Origin of the sequence: Mycolicibacterium novocastrense, assembly GCF_001570485.1 — a bacterium.
Taxonomy (GTDB): Bacteria; Actinomycetota; Actinomycetes; order Mycobacteriales; family Mycobacteriaceae; genus Mycobacterium; species Mycobacterium novocastrense.
In genome coordinates this window covers 233,120-249,988 of sequence record NZ_BCTA01000026.1, presented here as the reverse complement: position 1 = coordinate 249,988, position 16,869 = coordinate 233,120, and the positions used below count along the sequence as shown (strand labels likewise).

Below are 16,869 nucleotides of genomic sequence, written 5' to 3'. Positions count from 1 at the left end.
TGCAACGCATCGCGCACATTCGCAGAGCCGCGAGCGTGCCCCACCGCAGACCGGTCCTCTAGCCTGTAGGCCGTGGACCGGATCCGGTGGGGCGGCGCGACACTCACACGTGCGGTGGAGTGGCAGGTCGACAGCCTCCCGAGGGCGATCTTTCCGCACACTCCCGCGCAGGCCTGGGACGACCATGCCGACGACCTCTCGCCGACCTACTGGACCGACGCCGGATGGCGCATCGCCCTGCAGATCTGGGTGATCCAGGTCGACGGCCTGACGGTGCTGATCGACACCGGTGCGGGCAACGGCAAGAGCCGGCCGCGGATGACAGTGCTCTCCGGCCTGCAGACCGAGTTCCTTTCCGCGTTGTCCGCCGCGGGATTCGACCCCGCCGACGTGGATGTGGTCGTCAACACGCACCTGCATTTCGACCACGTCGGCTGGAATACTCTGCGGAGCAACGGTTCCTGGGTGCCGACGTTTCCCAACGCCCGCTATCTCGTACCCGAGGCCGACTACCGTCATTTCGGGCCCGACGGCCCCGCGTACTCGACCACGCCGCGTACAGAGGACGAGGAATCCGTTCAGCGACACGTCCGAACGGTGTTCGAGGACAGTGTTTCCCCGGTGCAGGAGCAGATGGAACTGTGGTCAGGGGATCATCAGCTCAGCGAATCGCTGTGGCTGCGCCCCGCGCCGGGTCACACCCCGGGATCGTCGGTGGTGTGGCTCGACGCCGGCCGGCCCGCGGTGTTCGTCGGCGATCTGACGCACTGCCCGATCCAGGTTCTGCGACCGGAGGATCCCTGCGCCTGGGACGAGGACTTCACGGGGGCCGCGACAACACGCAAGCGCATCCTCACCGAGGCGTCGCGGCGGCGCGCCGCGGTGGTGCCCGCGCACTATCCCGGGCACGGCGGCGCCACCGTCGTCGCCCGGGGTGACGCGTTCATGTTCGACGACTGGCTGCCGTTTCCGTCGATCTGAATTTCACAAATCAACTGACGGCGAGGTAAAGCCTCTGCTAGTAGTAATTTGAAGCTGCTCGAAATGCTTCGGTAGCAAATTACATTGTGGCGCTTTCTGTATGCGGCGAGGAGGCATTGATGTTGCAGACTCCCGAAGCGCCGCAGACCGGAAACGGTCAACTACCGCGGGCCCGTGTATTCGATCAAGAGGCAGTCGAAGCGGCCATTTTCGATCTGCTCGTCGCCATTGGTGAAGATCCTCACCGCGACGGGCTGCGCGACACTCCTGCACGGGTCGCGCGGGCATATCAGGAGACTTTTGCAGGTCTGTATGCCGATCCCGACGACGTTCTCACGACGATGTTCGATGAGCACCATGGCGAACTCGTGCTCATCAAGCAAATTCCGATGTACTCCACATGCGAACATCACCTGGTTTCTTTCCACGGAGTCGCCCATGTCGGCTACCTTCCCGGCGAGGACGGCCGCGTCACCGGCCTGTCGAAAATAGCGCGTCTGGTCGACCTGTATGCCAGGCGCCCACAGGTGCAGGAACGACTGACCGGGCAAATAGCCGAGGCGGTCATGAACAAATTGCATCCTCGGGGCGTAATTGTCGTCGTCGAGGCTGAGCACCTGTGTATGGCAATGCGCGGTGTGCGAAAGCCGGGCGCTGTCACGACGACGTCCGCGGTGCGCGGGCAGTTCCAGACCGATCCGGCGTCCCGGGCAGAGGCGCTGCATCTCCTCTTACGAAGGTGATCGCGGTGTCCACGCCGAACGCGCCGACCGAAAGGCCGTCGCTGCGCGCGGTGTGGGCCATGATGATCGGCTTCTTGCTGATCATCGTCGACTCCACGATCGTCGCCGTCGCCAATCCGGTCATCAAAGCGGATTTCGCGGCGCATTACCATGCCGTCATCTGGGTGACCAGTGCCTACCTGCTGGTGTTCGCGGCCCTGCTGCCCGTGGGTGGCCGTCTCGGCGACCGCTTCGGCCCGAAGAGCCTGTACGTCGCCGGCCTTGCGGTGTTCACGCTGGCGTCGCTGTGGTGCGGGGTGTCCGAGTCGATCGGGATGCTGATCGCGGGGCGGGTCGCCCAGGGCATTGGCGCGGCGCTGATGACACCGCAGACGCTGTCCGCGGTCACCCGCATCTTCCCGCCCCAGCACCGCGGCATTCCCATGAGCCTCTGGGGTGCGACAGCGGCTGTCGGCCTACTGATCGGTCCGGTGGCCGGCGGACTGCTGGTGGATACGCTGGGCTGGCGCTGGATCTTCCTTGTCAACATTCCGATCGGCGCCGCGGGACTTGTGCTGGCGCTTCGACTGATTCCCGCCCTGCCCGCGCGACCGCATCGACTCGACGCGCTCGGCGTGCTGCTGTCCGGGATCGGTATCTGCCTGATCGTCTTCGCCCTGCAGGAGGGCCGTCATCACGAGTGGGGGCCGACGACATGGGTCGCGATCGCCGGCGGATGCGGATTCCTGGCGGTTTTCGTTGTGTGGCAGGCAGTTCAGCGTTCAGAGCCGTTGGTACCCCTGGACCTGTTCCGCCACCGAGACTTCGCCCTGTCGAATCTCGGCATCGCGCTGATCAGTTTCACGATCGTCGCGTTCGCGGTTCCGCTGATGTTCTATCTGCAGGACGTGCGCGGTATGTCCGCAACACATGCGGGCCTGGTGACGGCCCCGATGGCAGTCGCGACCGGTGTCGGGGCGCCGATCGTCGGAAGGCTCGTCGATCGCGTCGCACCACGGTCCATCGTGTGCCCCGGCTTCACGCTCACGGCCGTCGCGTTGATCTGGCTCGCGCTGGAGATGAACCAGTCGGCACCGGTATGGCGAATGACGTTGCCGCTCATGCTCATCGGTGCCGCGGGTGCGCTCACGTGGGAACCGTTGGCTGTCATCGCATCCAGGACGCTGCCCGACGATCTGGCCGGCGCGGGGTCGGCCGCCTTCAACACAATTCGACAAGTCGGGGCCGCGCTCGGCAGCGCGAGCATCGCCGCATTGTTGGCAGCCGTGGCCGACGTCGAGTCCCATGATGCTGCAGAACCGGCGCCGACGTTGTCCACAACCGCCGCCATCGAGGCGATGTCGCACTCGATGCTGTTGCCCGCGGCGGCGGCGGGGATCGGTGCGATCGCGGCGTTCTTCTTCACCGGCCTTACCCCGCGAGCCGTCCAAGCCGTGAGCCACTCCGAGAGAAATGTGAGCACTGCGCCATGACCGCTGTCGCCGCGAGGCCACCGTCGACTCTGCACGAGGTGGACACGCTCACCGATGACGCGCTGCGCGACCTGCTCGCCTATCCCGAAACCCCGACCGCTCCGAGGCTTCGGGCGAATTTCATCGCGAGCATCGACGGCGCCGTGACGCTCGACGGCGCCGGCCGCAAGCTGGGTACGCCGACAGACCGACGCGTCTTCGCCCGGTTGCGTGAAGTCGCCGACGTGATCCTGGTGGGTGCGACCACCGCAGCGTCCAAACCCTATGCCGATCTCCGTGTCGATGCGGACTCGCTGGGGTGGCGGCTCGCCCACGGGCTGGCGTCGGTATTGCGGTTGGTCGTCGTCTCCAGTCGAGGCGTGATCCCGCCTCATCTGCTTACGGCGACGGTTCCGCCCATCGTGTTGGTCTCTGCGAGTGCCCCGAGTTCAGCGCGGCGAGCGCTGGAAGCGTCGGGGGCGGTCGTGTGCGAGATAGCGGAGGGCCGAATCGACTCTGGCGCAATACGTCGCGCCCTTGGCGATCTGGGTCTGCACCGGGTGCTGGTGGAGGGCGGGCCGACGCTGTTCTCCCACCTGGTCGCAGACGACGAGATCGACGAGTTGTGCCTCACCACCAGCCCGATGGTGGTGGCGGGTCCTGCGCGCCGGATCGCCGCCACACCCGCGCATGTCGAGCTCCGTATGCGGCGCAGCGATGTACTGCTCGGTGACGACGGCACCGTCATCGTCCGATGGGTTCGGCGCTGACTGCACGCTCGCGCGGCGACGAACGTGCGCTAAGCGTCGAAATTTTGCGGCGTGTCGTGTGCAAACACGCACGCTCGCACAAATTTAAATGGGGGTCAGGCCGTGCTTGCGTTGCACACGGGTGATCTGCTTGTCGCGCAACAGGTTCAGCGATTTACGCAGTAGCAGCCGGGTCTCGTGCGGCTGGATCACCGCGTCGATGAAGCCTCGCTCGGCGGCGATCCACGGTGTGGCCATGTTGAGGTTGTAACCCTCGATGAAGTCAGCGCGGATCTTCTGCACCTCCGGCGCCGTCGGATCCGGGAACCGCTTCACCAGCAGCTGGGCCGCGCCCTCGGCACCGATCACCGCGATGCGCGCGGTCGGCCAGGCGAAGTTCAGGTCCGCCGACAGCTGCTTGGATCCCATCACCGCGTATGCCCCACCGTAGGACTTGCGGATGGTGATGGTCACCTTCGGCACGTCGGCCTCGACGACGGCGTTCAGGAAGCGGCCACCGCGCTTGATGATGCCGCCCTTCTCCTGCTGGACACCCGGCATGAAGCCCGGCGTATCGACGACGAAAACCAAAGGCAGGTTGTAGGAGTCGCAGAACCGGATGAACCGCGCCGCCTTGTCGGAAGCCTCGTTGTCGATCGACCCGGACAAGTGCATCGGCTGGTTGGCGACCACTCCGACCGGGCGGCCGTCGACCCGCGCGAACGCGGTGATGATCGCCGGGCCCTGCTGCTCGGCCACATCGAACACGTCCCCGTCGTCGAAGATCCGCAGCAGGATCTCGTGCATGTCGTAGGCCATGTTGTCGCTGTCCGGCACGATCGAGTCGAGCTCGTAGTCGTGCGGTGTGAGCTCGGGCTCCAGCCCGGGGTTGACGATGGGCGGATCGTCGAATGTGTTGGGGGGCAGGAACTCCAGGTAATCGCGCACGTACTGGAAGGCCGCGGCCTCGCTCTCCACCACCTGGTGGATGTTGCCGTACCGGGCCTGGGCATCGGCTCCGCCGAGCTCGTCGAGCGAGACGTCCTCGCCGGTGACGTCCTTGATCACGTCCGGTCCGGTGACGAACATGTAGCCCTGGTCGCGGACGGCCACCACCAGATCGGTCTGGATCGGCGAATACACCGCTCCCCCCGCGCATTTGCCGAGGATGATCGAGATCTCGGGAACCAGCCCGCGAAGCAGTTCGTGGCGGCGCCCCAGCTCGGCGTACCACGCCAGCGACGTCACGGCGTCCTGGATCCGCGCGCCCGCCGAATCGTTGATACCGATGATCGGGCAGCCGACCATGGCCACCCACTCCATCAGCTTGGCCACCTTGCGGCCGAAGATCTCACCGACCGAGCCCTGGAACACCGTCTGGTCGTGGCTGAACACGCCGACCGGCCTGCCGTTGATCCTGGCGTGCCCGGTCACCACCCCGTCGCCGAACAACGCGTTCGGATCGCCGGGCGTCTTGGCCAGCGCGCCGATCTCCAGGAAGCTGCCGGGATCGACCAGGGCGTGGATTCGCGCGCGGGCGCTCGGGATGCCCTTCCTCTCCCGCTTGGCGACCGCCTTCTCCCCACCGGGCTCCTTCGCCTGCTCCAGCTTCTCGCGGAGTTCGGCGAGCAGTTCCGCGGTGGTCTTGGTGCGGGTGGGCGGGAGAGATTCCGTCGTCACTTGCCCTGCTTCTCCTGATCGGTGTTGTCTGCCTCGATCTGGCTGATCGCCTCGCTCATGTGCGCGCCGACCTTCGCAATGTACGGCTCGTCGATCACCTGGATGTGCTCACCCCCGACCGGCACAACCTCGAGCTCCGAGACGAACTCACTCCAGCCGCCGTCGGGTTGGCGGGTGGCGTAGCGCGGTTCGAAGTAGATCGCGTCATCGTGGTAGCGGTCGGCCATGTACAGCGTGACCTTGCCGTCGTACGGCTTGATCTCGGCGGTGTCGATGGCCCGCTGATCCAGGTACGACGTGCGCTGGTGCTCGATGATGCCGCCAGGAATCTGCACGCCGCTCTGGCTCACCACGTCGAGGACGTACTTGATCTGGCCCTCGTCGTCGAGCGCCTCGAGTTCCTCGTAGGGGATCTCGGGGATCTCGACGTTGAACGTGCGCTCGGCAAAGCGGGCGTAGCGGTCCCAACGGGCGCGGGTCTCCTCCTTCGTCTGGGGAATCTCCTCACTCGGACGGACCGCGTCGATCAGACCGACGAACCGCACGTCGGCACCGGCCTGCTTGAGCCCGATCGCGCACGCGTAGGCGAGCACCCCACCCAGCGACCAACCGGCGAGCAAGAACGGCTTGCCCCGCTTGCCGTCGGTCCAGCCGTTGAGCTCCAACAGTTTCGGCACGTACTCCGCGGCGCGCTCCTCGATGGACCCCTCCACGCGCTCGATGCCGTACATCGGCGTGCCGGGGGGCAACCGCTTGAGCAGCGGCTCGTAGACCACCGTCGAACCGCCGGCGGCGTGGAAGACGAAGACCGGGATCCGGTCCGCGTCGTCGCCGGCCCGCAGCGTCCGTACGAAGCCGTCGACCTTGCCGCCCTCGAGGTAGTCGCGGACGGTGGTGGACAGCTCCTCGATGGTTTTAGCGGAGCGGACGTCCTCGACGGTGATGGTGCCCTCGTCGACGCGCTCGGTCAGCCGTTCGGCGATCTTCGTCGCGGTCGCGTCATCGACATCGGGCAGGTCGTTGAAGATGCCGCCCGGCGACTTGCCGGTGACGATCGCCCAGGTCGCGAACGTGACGCGTTCCGCGGCGTCGCGCGGCGGCACGTCGGAGCCCAGCGCCTCGGTGACCGCCTCCTGGGTGAGGAGCTTGCTGGCGGCCGCGACGGTGGACTGGGACGGGCCGCTCGGATCGGTCGGCGGCGGCGGAATCGCCGGGCCTGACGGGTCGGTCGGCGGCGGCGGTATGTCGGCCGCCGGACCGGACGGGTCGGTGGGTGGGGGCGGTATGTCGGATTCCGTTGCGGTGCCCGCACTGGTCACCTCGGAGGCGATGCCGGTCTTCTCGGCCAGCACCTGCTCGAGTTCGGCGACGGTGGTCGCACCGCCCATCAGCTCGGCCTGTTCGGCCGCGATCTCCTCAGCGGTCTTGGTCTTCTGGTGCTCGGCGAGCTGGTCGACCTCGTCGCGGTGCTCGATCGCGTATTGGATCAGCTTCTCGACCGCGTACAGGTTGGCGTCGCGCACCGCGGTCAGCTGGATCGGCGGCAGGTCGAAGTCGTACTCGACGCGGTTCTTGATCCGCACGGCCATCAACGAGTCCAGGCCGAGCTCGATCAGCGGCACCTCCCACGGCAGGTCCTCGGGCTCGTAACCCATCGCCCCACCGACGATCGCGCCGAGGCGGTCGCGGATCGACTCACCGGAGTCCGGCGACCACTTCGCGAAGCCGGCCGCCAGGCCCGCGCCTGCGGTCAGGTTGTCCTGCAGGATCTCCGGAGCGTCTTCCTCGGGCTCGTCTGCCGGTGCGGCCGAAACCTGTTCGGCGACGGCCGCTCCGGTTGCCACCGCGACGGGCAACGCTGCCGCGGTGCCGGTGCGGCTCACCACGGCGTCGTACACCAGGGTGAAGGACTCGTCGATGCGTGCGTGCACCTGTACGCTGGCGCCACCGGGATGGCGGGTCAGCGTCGTCACCAGCCGTGCGCCCTCACCGGGCACCGCGCGCTGTTCGGAGGCGACCAGCTTGGCGTCGGGAATGACCTGCGCTGCCGCGGCTTTCACCAAGCCGGCCAGATCGGGCTCGCCCTTGGGTGCGTACTCCCAGACGTGCCTGCCGTCCGGGGTGGCGACGTGGTTGCCGGGCATCATCACCGAGCTGTCGCCGGTGAACCGCGCATCGAGCCAGTGCGGTTTGCGCTTGAAACGGGTCGGCGGGATGTTCGCGAAATCCAGCGCTCCGGCCAACCCCTTGGAGCGGCGGGGGAACAGCGTGCGGAAGTCCAGATCGTGACCGTGCACGAACAGCTGGGCCATCGCCGCGGTCATCGAGTCGACCTCGTCCTGCTTGCGCGCCAGCGTCGCGATCAGTTGGGCGTCGTGCAGTCCTTTCGCCGCCGTCGTCAAGCCGACCTGCATGAGCGCCACGGGATTCGGCGCCAACTCCAGGAAGGTGGTGTGGCCGTTGTCGACGGCGTTGCCGATGCCGTGGGTGAAGTAGACGCTGTGGCGCAGCCCCTTCTTCCAGTAGTCGACGTCGTGGATGGTCTCACCGGGCCGGATGTAGCGGCCCTCGTGCACCGTCGAGAAGTAACCGATCTTGGTGGGATGCGGTTCGATGCCGACGAGTTCGGCGGCCAGCTCGCCGAGCAGCGGGTCCATCTGCGAGGTGTGGCTGGCGCCCTTGGTCTGCATCTTGCGGGCGAATTTGCCCTCTTGCTCGCAGCGCTCGATGATCGCGTCGACCTGATCGGGCGGACCGCCGATGACGGTCTGCGTCGGCGCGGCGTACACACACACCTCGAGATCCTTGAAATCGGCGAAAACCGTGTCGATCTCGTCGGCCGAGTACTCGACGAGCGCCATCAACCGGATCCATTCGCCGAACAGCATGGCCTCGCCCTCACCCATGAGGTGAGCACGCGAACAGATGGCCCGAGTGGCGTCCTGAAGAGACAGGCCGCCCGCGATGTACGCGGCGGCGGCCTCGCCGAGCGACTGGCCCACCACCGCAGCGGGTTTGGCGCCGTGGTGCTTGAGCAACTCGCCGAGCGCGATCTGCAGGGCGAAGATCACCGTCTGGACGACCTCGATGGGGTACTCGCAGGTCTCGTTGGTGTAGTCGACGGCATCATCGAGGATCAGCTCGAGGATCGAATAGCCCCGCTCATCCTGGATGAGCGCGTCAACCTTATTGATCCACTCGGCGAACACCTCGTTGCGCAGATACAGGTTCTTGCCCATCTTGCGGTGCTGCGCACCGAAACCCGCGAGCACCCAGACGGGTCCGTTCGTCACCGGGCCGTCGGCGCTGAACACGCTCGGGTGCTGCTTGCCCTCGGCCACCGCGCGCAATCCCTTGATGGCCTCGTCGTGATCGTGGGCCAGCACCACAGCGCGCGAGCGCCCGTGGTTGCGCCGCGACAGCGCGCGGCCGATCGACTCCAGCGACGACGCGCGTCCCTCGGGGCTGTCGATCCAGTCGGCCAGTTCGGCGGCCGTGGCCTTCTTCCGCGAGGTCAGAAAGCCCGAAACCGCCAGCGGCACAACCGGTGCCGGCTGTTCACCGGCCTCCATCTCCTCGCGCGCGGCCTCGAGCAGCTGTAGCGCCTTGTCGGTCAGCCCAGGCAGCTCGGGCTCGTCGACCTGCGCGTGGGCGGGCCGGTCCAGAGCGTCGTCATCGTCCTCGTCGACGAATTCGCCGTACTCGTCCATCCGCACCCCGCCGATGTAGACGGCGTTCGCATCCGACGAATCATCTTGTGCAGTTTCGGGTTCGGGCTCCGGTTCGGGTTCGACGAGGTCCGATGGCAGCACCTCGCGCAGGACGAGGTGGGCGTTGGCGCCGCCGAAACCGAACCCCGAGACGCCGGTGATCGCGTAGCCGCTGTAGCGCGGCCAGTCGGTGACGGTGTCGGCGACCTTGAGGTGCACACCGTCGAAGTCGATGTAGGGGTTGGGACCGGTGTAGTTGATCGACGGCGGGATTTTGTCGTTGCGCAGGGCCAGCGTCATCTTCGCCAGGCTCGCCGCGCCGGCCGCCGACTCCAGGTGTCCCACATTGGATTTGATCGCGCCCAGCAGCGCGGGCTTGTCGGCCGCGCGGCCCCTGCCGACGACGCGGCCGAGTGCGTCGGCCTCGATCGGGTCACCGAGGATGGTGCCGGTGCCGTGCGCCTCGATGTAGTCGACGAGGCGCGGGTTGATGCCGGCGTCCTTGTACGCCTTGCGCAGCACCTCGGCCTGCGCGTCCGGGTTCGGCGCGAGCAGACCGTTGGACCGGCCGTCATGGTTGACCGCGCTGCCCGCGATCACGGCCAAGATCTCGTCACCGTCGCGGCGGGCATCCGAAACCCGCTTGAGCACAAGCATTCCGCCGCCCTCGGAACGGGCGTAACCGTCGGCGTCCTGCGAGAACGACTTGATGCGGCCGTCCGGCGCGAGCACCCCGCCGACCTCGTCGAAACCGACCGTCACCAGCGGGGTGATCAACGCGTTGACCCCACCCACGACGGCGACGTCGGCCTCACCCGAGCGCAGCGCCTGCACACCCTGGTGCGCGGCGACCAGCGAACTCGAGCAGGCGGTGTCGACGGCCACCGACGGGCCGCGGAAGTCGTAGAAGTACGAAACCCGGTTGGCGATGATCGAACTCGCCGTGCCGGTGATCGCGTACGGGTGCGCGATCGACGGGTCCGACATCGCCAGGAAGCTGTAATCGTTCAGCGAGCTGCCGATGTAGACAGCGACGTTGCCGCCGCGCAGGCTCGACGCGGGGATACGGGCGTTCTCCAGTGCCTCCCAGGTCAATTCGAGCGCCATCCGCTGCTGCGGATCGATGTTGTCGGCCTCCATCTTCGACAGCGCGAAGAACTCGGCGTCAAACCCCTTGATGTCGGTGAGGTAGCCGCCGCGGGTGCGGGCCTTGGCCACGCGCTCGGCGATGCGGGGCTCACCGAGGAACTCCTCCCAGCGGCCCTCCGGCAGATCGGTGATCGCGTCGCGCCCCTCCATGAGCGCCTGCCACGTCTCGTCGGGGGTGTTCATGTCCCCGGGGAAGCGGGTGGCCAGGCCCACGATCGCGATGTCCTCGACGTCGCGCGTGCGCGTCCAGTCCTCGTCGTCATCGCCGGCGTCCTCGGGTTCCGGCTCGCCCTCGACGATCACCGTGGCCAGCGATTCGATGGTGGGGTGGCGGAACGCCACGGTGGCGGTCAACGTGACGCCGGTCAGGTCCTCGATGTCGCTGGCCATCGCGACGGCGTCGCGCGAGGACAACCCGAGTTCGACCATCGGCGCGCTCTCGCTGATCGAGTCGGGTGATTGCCCGGTGGCGTTGCCGATCCAGTTGCGCAGCCATTCCCGCATCTCGTTGACCGTCATATCGGTCCTGGGGGCGGCCAGCGGCTTTTCGGGCGCCAGCTGGATCTCGTCGCCGGAAGGCATCTCGGGTTGCTGCGAATCGTCTTGTGTATCAGCCATATTCGGGGAAAGTCTCAGTCTGTCTCGTCGGGGAACGCGTTGGCGATCTTCCCGCTGCGCAGACTGCCGTCCAGGTACGCCGAGCGGCACGCGCGACGGCCGATCTTGCCGCTCGAGGTGCGCGGGATCGCGCCGGCGGGGGTCAGCAGCACGTCGCGCACGGTGACGCCGTGGCGCACGGCGATCGCCGCGCGGATGTCGTCGGCGATGGGACCCATGTCGAGCTTGTGGGCGCCCGGAGCGCGCTCACCGACGATGACCAGCTGTTCGGAGGTGTCGTCGGGATCCCGCTTGAGTCCGGAGTGGGCGTTCTCGAACACCTCGTCGGGCAACTGGTTGGCGGGCACCGAGAACGCCGCGACGAAGCCGGTGCGCAGCGCCTTGGTGGCCTCCTGCGCGGAGTACTCCAGGTCCTGCGGGTAGTGGTTGCGTCCGTCGATGATCACCAGATCCTTGACGCGGCCGGTGATGTAGAGCTCGCCGTCGTAATAGGCGCCGAGGTCGCCGGTGCGCACCCAGGTCGCGTCGTCGGTGTTCCCTTCGGCGTGTGACGGGTTGGTCCGCGACTTGAGGATGTTCTGGAACGTCGCGATCGTCTCCTCGGGCTTGCCCCAGTACCCGGTGCCCATGTTCTGGCCGCTGATCCAAACCTCGCCGATCTGCCCGTCGGGCAGCTCGGTGGCGGTGTCGTTGTCGACGATGACCGCCCACTCGGCGATGCCGATCTTGCCGGCGCCGGCCTGCGGAACGGCCTTGGGCGAATCCTCGGACACCGGAACGAAGCGGCCGACGTTGAGCTCGTCACGGTCCACCGGGGTGATCGTCGGTTCGGCGTCCATCGGCGTCGTCGACACGAACAGCGTGGCCTCGGCCAGGCCGTAGGAGGGCTTGATCGCCTTGGGCTGGAAGCCGAACGGGCCGAAGGCCTCGTTGAACCGCCGCACGGTTGCCGCCGAGATCGGCTCGCTGCCGTTGAGGATGCACTTGACGTTGGACAGGTCCAGCGGCGGTTCGCCGTCCTTGGGCACGCCGCGGGCCGCGGCATGGTCGAACGCGAAGTTCGGGGCCACCGAGATGGTGCCGCCGGTGTCGCCTTCCTTGCGGGCCATTTCACGGATCCAGCGACCGGGGCGGCGCACGAACGCGGCCGGGGTCATGAACGTGATGTAGTGGCCGAGCATCGGTGACAGCAGCACGGTGATCAGGCCCATGTCGTGGAAGAACGGCAGCCAGGACACACCGCGGTCGCCTTCCTGGCCGTCGAGCGCCTCGATCACCTGCACCACGTTGGTGGCCAGGTTCAGGTGGGTGATCTGCACGCCGGTCGGGATCCGCGTGGAACCCGAGGTGTACTGCAGGTAGGCGATGGTGTGCTCGTCGACATCGACGGGCTCCCAGGTGGCGCCGACCTCGTTGGGCACCGCATCGACGGCGATCACGCGCGGCCGCTGGTTGGCCGGGCGGGTGCGGAAGAACTTGCGAACCCCCTCGGCGGCCGCAGTGGTGGTCAGGATCGCCGAGGGATGGCAATCGTCGAGCACGGCGTGCAGGCGGCCAACGTGGCCGGGTTCGTTCGGGTCGAACAGCGGCACCGCGATACGGCCCGAGTACAGCGTGCCGAAGAACGCGACGAGATAGTCGAGGTTCTGCGGGCACAGAATCGCGACGCGGTCGCCGGGCTGGGTGACCTGTTGCAGGCGGGCGCCGACGGCCCGGTTGCGGGCGCCGAAGTCGGCCCAGCGCAGGTCGCACGCGACGCCGTCACGCTCGGTGGAGAAGTCGATGAACCGGTAGGCGAGCTTGTCTCCACGCACCTTCGCCCATCGTTCGACGTGTTTGACCAGGCTCCCGTTGTCGGGAAACTTGATCAGTCCGTCCTTGATGAACGGGTTATGGAACCCCATCGCACTCTCCTGTCAACGGCACACACTTCTGGATGCCGAATCGCATGATCCCCGAGCCGCCCCCAACCCCCGCAAAATCGTACCGGTCGGCTATCCACTAAATGCTCTTAGTTTTTTCTTAATGTTAGGGGACGTGCTGTCGCCGTCCAAATCAGGTCTGGTCACAGGTCAGCCATGTTTCGGCTGCGGGGCGTTATCGATCAATTCCTGCGCCCAGCGCTGGGTCCACTGGGTGGCCGACAGCCCGTCGAGATTCCAGAACTGCGTGGTGGCGTACATCGCGTGAATCGGTTGCCCCGCACCGCCGAGCAGGATGTCGATGGTCTTGGGCAGGTTCATGATGTTGAACGCCTCCGGCGGCGCCGAGCAGATCAGGTCGCCGGGCGCGCAGATCTCCTTGACGCGATCGTTGAGCATGCCGAACCCGCCGGGCCGCGGGCCCGTCATGGCCAGGCCCATACCGTCGAGCATGGGCACATCGCGCAGCGTGATCTCGGCGCCCTGACCCGGCGGACTGGGTCCCACGTCCACCCCGACGCCGGTCTGCCGGCGGCCGTCGGCGATCAACGTCACACCCAGCACCAGGTCCTCGTCGACGGGGCCGCGCCCGTTGCCGATATCGCTGGCGATGTCACCGGCGATGACGGCGCCCTGGGAGAACCCGACGATCACATAACTGGTCAGCGGGCAGCGCTCGTTCATCTCCGTCATGGCCTTGACCGTCGCGTTGAAGCCCTCGGCGCGGCTGTCGTTGTAGGTCATCTGGCCGTCCTGCGAGAACGGATTGTGAAACTGCGCCGTGTACGGGACGGTGAACACCTCGAGCCGGTCGGTCGCGAACTGCCCGCGGATCGGGTTGGTGACCCCCAGCAGCAGCGCGATCGGGAACTGAGTCGGGTTGAACGGGTCGAGTTGCGGTGAGGACTCCCACGTGCCCGGAACCGAGATCATCTGCACATCGGGGCAGCTCGCATCCTGGAACTCCGGCCGCGGCTTCTTGGTCGGGCTGATCCCGGTCGGCGGCACGGCCGTGGGCGGGACCCCGGTCGGGCCCTCGGGCTTCCTCAGGATCACCACGACGATGATGATGAGCAACACCACCACGAGCGCCATCGCGCCGGCCGCGACGAGCGCGAGGATACGGTGGCGTTTCCGCCGGTTGGTAGTGGCCATGTATCGGTTGGGCTCCTGCTAGCAGAGTCGTTCGGTTGCGATGCGAATGTAATCGGCGGTCGCCGCGTGCACGTTGACGGTCGGCTTCCTACCGGAGATGTGATCCATCGCATCGCCGCGCACAAGCGGATAGATCGAATCCCAGACCTTCTGGTCGTCGTGCCTGGCGGCGCGGGCCTGGCACACGTACGACCCGATGCGCAGCGCAAGCAGATCGCTGGACGGCGTCACCCCGGCCGACGTGAGCGCGTCGAGATAGCCCTTTTGCCGATCGGTCAGCACGAGCGTGTTGGAGTGCCCGGTGGCCGACGGTGGGGCCGTCGGCTCGCTCGGCTGGCCGGGTGCGGGCGCCGCCTCCGACGTCGGCAAACCCATGGCAGCCATGACGTCGGGACCCGAACAACCGGTCAACAACGCCGTCGCCGAAGCTATCAGCAGCGACCCTGCCGCAGTCGTCCGTACCGAGCGTTGCACTCCTCCAAGGTACCGGCTGCCGACGTGCGGGCCCGGTTCTGAACAGCGGGTCGCCGGCTAAGCGATCGTCGCCGCCAATTCGCCGCTCATGGCCGCGAGCTGACCGCTCCACGAACCCCAGTCGTGGGTCCCGCTGGTCGGGAAGTCGAAGTGTCCGTTCTTGCCGCCGACCGAGCGGTAGTGCTGGTAGAACTCGCGATTGGTGCCCTGTGCGATGTCGCAGTAGCCGATCATCGCGGGGGGATCGGTGCACCCGCCGGCCGGCGCGCTCCACACCCACAGCCGGGTGTTGTTGTCGGCCAGCAACTGCACATGGACGTTGGGCGAATGCCACTTCCACCGTCCCAGCTGTGGCAGTCCCCACATGTTGCGGGTCTCGACTCCGCCGAACTGCGCCAGCCCGGCGGTGATGGCGCCGTCGACGCCGGTGCGTTCGGGGGTCAGGAAGCCGGACAGGGAGCCGGCGAAGCGGTAGCGGTCCGGATGGAAGGTCGCCATCGCCATCGCGCCGTAGCCGCCCTGCGCCGCACCGACGATGCCGTGCCCCGACGGCGCCAGGCCCTTGTTGGCGGCCAACCAGTTCGGCAGCTCGTCGGCCAGGAACGTCTCCCACTGCTTGCTGCCGTCGAGCTCCCAGTTGGTGTACATACTCCACGCGCCGCCCGCGGGTGCGGCCACCGAGATGCCCTTACCCGCGAGGGTGTTCATCGCGTTGCCCGCGGTGACCCAGTTGCTGACGTCGGGCGCGGCATTGAACGCGTCGAGCAGCACGACCGCGTGCGGGCCTCCGCCTTGGAAGGCGACGGGGATGTCGCGTCCCATCGCCGCCGACGGCACCATCAGCATCTCGACTTGCGCCTCGGCCTTCGGCGCGAGCGCCGTACCCGCGGTCCACAAGCCGGCGGCCAGCGCCACGGTCAAGATCGCCCGGAAGATCCCCTGCATCGGCTCGCCCACCTCACATTGGTCTGCTGTCCCCGCGCGAGGTAGTCAATCACACACCGGCGCGGGCGTGGTCCGAAAAAGCCGACGGCGGCGACCCCGCAGGATCGCCGCCGCCAACTATGAACCTATTGCCGTCAGTTACCGGCGTCCGTCGTCGTGACCGAAGCCTCGGTCGCGATCGGGGTCGACGGCTGCGGCGTGGCGCCGAGCACGCGCTGGATGTCCGGCTTCATCTGCTGGAGCTGCTGGCCCCAGTACGGCCAGTCGTGCGTACCGCCCTGCGGGAAGTTGAACACACCGTTCTTGCCGCCCGCGGCGAGGTACTGCTCCTGGAACGTCTCGTTCGTGCGCAGCGTGAAGCTCTCCAGGAACTTCGCGTTGAAGTTGTCACCGGCGACGCGACCGTTGATCTCGGCCGGCTTGCCGTTACCGGCATAGACCCAGATCCGGGTGCCGTTGGCGACCAGCTGACCGATATTGACCATCGGATCGTTGCGCTTCCACGCCGGATCGCTCGACGGGCCCCACATGTCCTCGGACTCATAGCCGCCCGCGTCGCCCATCGACAGACCGACCAGCATCGGCCACCAACCCTCCGAGAGGTTCAGGAAGCCCGACAGCGAAGCGGCGTACTGGAACTGCTGCGGGTAGTAGATCGCCAGCGTCATCGCGGCCGAACCGGCCATCGACAGCCCGACCGCCGCATTGCGGTTCGGGTTCACGCCCTTGTTGGCCGCCAGGTACGCGGGCAGTTCCTGGGTCAGGAACGTCTCCCACTTGTACGTCTGGCATCCGGCCTTACCGCAGGCCGGCTTGTACCAGTCGCTGTAGAAGCTGGACTGGCCACCCACCGGCATGATCACCGCGAGCCCGGAGTCCAGGTACCACTCGAAGGCCGCGGTCTCGATGTCCCAGCCGTTGAAGTCATCGCGTGCACGAAGACCGTCGAGCAGATACACGCCCGGTGCGTTCGGACCGCCATTCTGGAACTGAACTTTGATGTCACGGCCCATCCCGGCGGACGGAACCATGAGGTACTCGACCGGCAGACCCGGACGAGAGAAAGCCCCCGCAGTCGCCGAGCCTCCGATGGCGCTGATCAAGCCGGGCAGCACGGCGGCGACCATCGCCGCTCCGGCCAGCCGGCGGACCCAGGCACCCCGGATCTTGCCAACGAACTTCATGCTTCATCTATCCCATCTGTTGTATGCCGCACGCGGAACCGCCCCTCAGGCAAGCCGCGTAACCCGTGCAGTCAACCACACGTCGGCGTGATCTTCCCATTCGAGAGA

Annotated in this window: 11 protein-coding genes; 4 read left to right on the top strand and 7 right to left on the bottom strand. The window is 67.0% G+C overall.

All coding sequences use genetic code 11. The annotated features are described in order from the left end of the window. Positions 1 to 72 precede the first annotated feature (72 nt). The 4 genes from RMCN_RS09580 (at position 73) to RMCN_RS09565 (ending at position 3,945) form a co-directional block, all read left to right on the top strand. Entirely contained in the window at positions 73 to 981 is a 909-nt protein-coding gene (locus RMCN_RS09580) for an MBL fold metallo-hydrolase (RefSeq protein WP_067388626.1), read from the top strand. A 119-nt stretch (positions 982 to 1,100) separates the two neighbouring features. Continuing rightward, the gene (gene folE / locus RMCN_RS09575; RefSeq protein ID WP_082681007.1) at positions 1,101 to 1,724 is read left to right on the top strand and encodes a GTP cyclohydrolase I FolE; all 624 of its coding nucleotides are present in this window, start codon (positions 1,101 to 1,103) and stop codon (positions 1,722 to 1,724) included. Between the two features lie 5 nt (positions 1,725 to 1,729). Then, entirely contained in the window at positions 1,730 to 3,196 is a 1,467-nt protein-coding gene (locus RMCN_RS09570) for a DHA2 family efflux MFS transporter permease subunit (RefSeq protein WP_234787625.1), read from the top strand. After that, on the top strand, positions 3,193 to 3,945 hold the full coding sequence (locus tag RMCN_RS09565) for a dihydrofolate reductase family protein (protein WP_067388622.1): 753 nt from the start codon (positions 3,193 to 3,195) through the stop codon (positions 3,943 to 3,945). Before RMCN_RS09570 ends, RMCN_RS09565 begins: the two co-directional genes overlap by 4 nt. An 84-nt stretch (positions 3,946 to 4,029) precedes the next feature. Here RMCN_RS09565 and RMCN_RS09560 read toward each other — a convergent pair whose 3' ends face one another. The 7 genes from RMCN_RS09560 to RMCN_RS09530 form a co-directional block, all read right to left on the bottom strand. Beyond that, positions 4,030 to 5,604, bottom strand: a complete 1,575-nt coding sequence (locus RMCN_RS09560; RefSeq protein WP_064416097.1) for an acyl-CoA carboxylase subunit beta — start codon at positions 5,602 to 5,604, stop codon at positions 4,030 to 4,032. Further along, positions 5,601 to 11,081, bottom strand: a complete 5,481-nt coding sequence (gene pks13, locus RMCN_RS09555) for a polyketide synthase Pks13 (RefSeq protein WP_067388621.1) — start codon at positions 11,079 to 11,081, stop codon at positions 5,601 to 5,603. Before pks13 ends, RMCN_RS09560 begins: the two co-directional genes overlap by 4 nt. A 14-nt stretch (positions 11,082 to 11,095) precedes the next feature. After that, positions 11,096 to 12,985 carry a long-chain-fatty-acid--AMP ligase FadD32 gene (gene fadD32, locus RMCN_RS09550; protein ID WP_067388619.1) on the bottom strand — a complete coding sequence of 630 codons (1,890 nt, stop codon included), beginning with the start codon at positions 12,983 to 12,985 and terminating at the stop codon, positions 11,096 to 11,098. A 168-nt stretch (positions 12,986 to 13,153) separates the two neighbouring features. Beyond that, on the bottom strand, positions 13,154 to 14,158 hold the full coding sequence (culp6, locus tag RMCN_RS09545) for a carboxylesterase Culp6 (RefSeq protein WP_067388617.1): 1,005 nt from the start codon (positions 14,156 to 14,158) through the stop codon (positions 13,154 to 13,156). 18 nt (positions 14,159 to 14,176) lie between these two features. After that, the gene (locus RMCN_RS09540; RefSeq protein ID WP_064416101.1) at positions 14,177 to 14,632 is read right to left on the bottom strand and encodes a DUF732 domain-containing protein; all 456 of its coding nucleotides are present in this window, start codon (positions 14,630 to 14,632) and stop codon (positions 14,177 to 14,179) included. 57 nt (positions 14,633 to 14,689) lie between these two features. Then, entirely contained in the window at positions 14,690 to 15,577 is an 888-nt protein-coding gene (locus RMCN_RS09535) for an alpha/beta hydrolase-fold protein (RefSeq protein ID WP_064416155.1), read from the bottom strand. A gap of 134 nt (positions 15,578 to 15,711) precedes the next feature. Further along, entirely contained in the window at positions 15,712 to 16,761 is a 1,050-nt protein-coding gene (locus RMCN_RS09530; RefSeq protein WP_067388615.1) for an esterase family protein, read from the bottom strand. Between the last annotated feature and the right edge of the window lie 108 nt (positions 16,762 to 16,869).